The sequence below is a fragment of the Streptomyces sp. NPDC002676 genome (genome assembly GCF_053592455.1).
The window spans coordinates 1-2,606 of record NZ_JBSFVT010000066.1; the positions used below are offsets into that span (position 1 = coordinate 1).

Below are 2,606 nucleotides of genomic sequence, written 5' to 3' on the forward strand. Positions count from 1 at the left end.
CCATCGCCAGCCTCGTCTCCGACCGCACCGTCATGACCTGAAAAGGACCGCGAGTAGGGCGAACACGCCTCACCCGCTATCACGCACCAACTCGTAACAATGGCGCCGACGGAACCATCCTGAAGACATTCATGGACCGGAATCGGATCCTGAACGAGTACAGCAGCGGGGACGACGTGGAGACCTCCTTCTTGGACACCATCGGCACCCGCAAGGCCGCCGTCACCGGGAAGTTCTCAGCGCCGGGCCCGGTCGTGCGGGCCGGGCTGGCGGCCCTCGACCGCGACCGCGCCTACGTGACGCCCGGCTTCGGCAACGCGCTTGGCGGCCACCTGACGCCGCGTCGCCCTCGAGTGCTGGTCGCCGCGATGGCCGAACGCATCACGCGCAAGGTGCTCGACCAGGAGGCCGTGGACGTCTCGGCATAACACTCCTGCACCTTCTGCTGACGCGGTCGCCATCCTGGCGGTGGCGTCATCTGCGGGACGGACGTCTTCTCCGCCGTCGTTCAACGCCCCGCGATGAAGCGCGTCGACGATGCCACCCTGGGCGCCGCCTCGTCGGGCAATACCGCACGCCATGCGCCTGACCGACTCGGGCACGTTCATCCACGGCCACTACTGGGGTGCCGTCTCGGTCTTCGGCAAGGTCAACACCAGCCACGGCTGCGTGGGCCTGAAGGACGTCAGGGACGGCGGCGACGGCACACAGCCCGCCGCGTGGTTCTTCCACGACTCGATGATCGGTGACGTCGTGATCGTCAAGAACTCGGCGGACAAGACCATGTTGGCCCCGGACAACGGCCTCAGCGACTGGAACATACCGTGGAGCCAGTGGGTCGCGGGCAGCGCGACCCACTGACACCACGCCACTCTGCACTTGGCTGAGCCGGAACCACTTCCGCCAGGCGGCGGCCGACACCATGTCGGCCGCCGCCTGCGGGGTCAGGGCGCTCGAAGAGCCTTCGGCCCGAAAAGACAGTGCGGCTCCTGGACGCTACTCCTGCATCGCCACCCCGTCCTCCTCCTCGACGTGCAGGCCCACCGGGCCGCGGCCCGGCGGCTGTTGTGGCTCGGGGAGCACGGGTGCGGGCGGCACCCGGCGGTCCACCGGCGCGGCGGAAGTCAGGGACGTCGGCTCCCCGTGATGCAGCACAACCAGTGGTTCGCCCTCTACCAGGCGGTACCGCACATGGGACGGACCGATGTCCACCTTCAGCCTGCGTCCACGTACCAGCAGCGTGAACGCCACCCTGGACAGCGCCTCCGGCAGGCGCGGTGCGAACGCCAGCAGGTCCTGCCTCCCGTCCTCGCCGATGTACCGGCGCAAGCCTCCGAATCCGGCGACCAGCGCGATCCACGTGCCCGCGAGGGAAGCGATGTGGAGCCCGTCGCGGGTGTTGTGCTCCAGATCGTCCAGGTCCATCAGCGCGGCCTCGCCGAGATAGGCGTAGGCCAGACGCAGGTGCCCGGTCTCGGCGGCCAGCACCGCCTGGAAGCACGCCGACAGGGAGGAGTCACGGACGGTCAGGGCCTCGTAGTAGGCGAAGTTGCGTGCCTTCTGCTCGGCGGAGAAGCAATCCGGACACTCCGTCATCGCCAGCACCAGGTCGGCCTGTTTCACGACCTGTTTGCGGTACAGGTCGAAGTAGGGATAGTGGAGCAGGAGCGGATAGTGCTCCGGCGGGGTCGCCTCGAAGTCCCAGCGCTGGAAACTCGTGAAACCGGCCGACTGCTCGTGCACGCCGAGCGCGTCGTTGTACGGCACCGCCATACGGGCCGCGGCATCCCGCCACGCGGCGGTCTCCTCGTCGTCGACGCCGAGTTCCGCGGCGCGTTCGGGATGACGCACGGCAGCGTTCGCGGCCGAGATCAGGTTCTGCCGCGCCATCAGGTTGGTGTACAGGTTGTCGCGGGTGATCGCGCTGTACTCGTCGGGGCCTGTGACCCCGTCGATGTGGAAGACGCCTTCCGCGTCGTGGTGTCCGAGCGAGCGCCACAACCGGGCGGTGTCCACGAGGAGGTCGAGCCCCTCACCGCGTTCGAAGTCCTCGTCCCCGGTCACCATGACATACCGGTCGGAGGCCAGAGCAATGTCGGCGTTGATGTGGAAGGCGGCCGTGCCGGCCGGCCAGTAGGCGGAACACTCGGCACCGTCGATGGTGCGCCAGGGGTACGCCGCTCCCGCAAGCCCCAGCTGACGTGCGCGTTCCCGCGCAGCCGGCAGCATCCGGTGACGCGCCCTCAGCGCCGATGCGACGGCCCCCGGAGCGGTGAACGTCAACAGCGGCAGCACATATGACTCGGTGTCCCAGAAACAGTGTCCGTCGTATCCGGTTCCGGTCAAACCCTTGGCGGCAATCGCCCGGTTCTCGCCACGGGCCGCCGCCTGGAGCACATGGAAGAGGGCGAACCGCACCGCCTGCTGGATACGCGCGCTGCCCTCGACCTCGACGTCCGCGCCCGCCCAGAAGCGATCCAGGTACGCCCGCTGTGCCGCGGCCAGACCCTCCCAGCCGGTGCTGACCGCGGCCGCCACCGCCCCGTCCACCTGATCGTGCACGGCTGGCAGCGAGCGCTCCCCCGACCAGCCGTAGGCCACGAACT

The 2,606-nt window shown here is 68.8% G+C and carries 2 protein-coding genes and 1 pseudogene; 2 read left to right on the top strand and 1 reads right to left on the bottom strand.

All coding sequences use genetic code 11. The features are described from left to right. Nucleotides 1-131: 131 nt before the first annotated feature. Both ACWD3E_RS43210 and ACWD3E_RS43215 read left to right on the top strand, forming a co-directional pair. Complete coding sequence (locus tag ACWD3E_RS43210) at nucleotides 132-428, top strand: hypothetical protein (RefSeq protein WP_451392930.1); 297 nt, start codon at nucleotides 132-134, stop codon at nucleotides 426-428. Nucleotides 429-561: 133 nt separating this feature from the next. Further along, nucleotides 562-861, top strand: a pseudogene (locus ACWD3E_RS43215) (L,D-transpeptidase); the annotation flags it as partial. 135 nt (nucleotides 862-996) lie between these two features. On the opposite strand, the gene ACWD3E_RS43220 reads toward ACWD3E_RS43215, so the two are convergent. Further along, nucleotides 997-2,606, bottom strand: a 1,610-nt coding sequence (locus ACWD3E_RS43220) for a glycoside hydrolase family 65 protein (RefSeq protein WP_451392931.1), incomplete at its 5' end; no start/stop codon positions are given.

Coding starts and splice junctions, on each gene's coding strand:
- ACWD3E_RS43210 (WP_451392930.1), top strand. CDS start 132: ATGGACCGGAATCGGATCCTGAACGAGTACAGCAGCGGGGACGACGTG.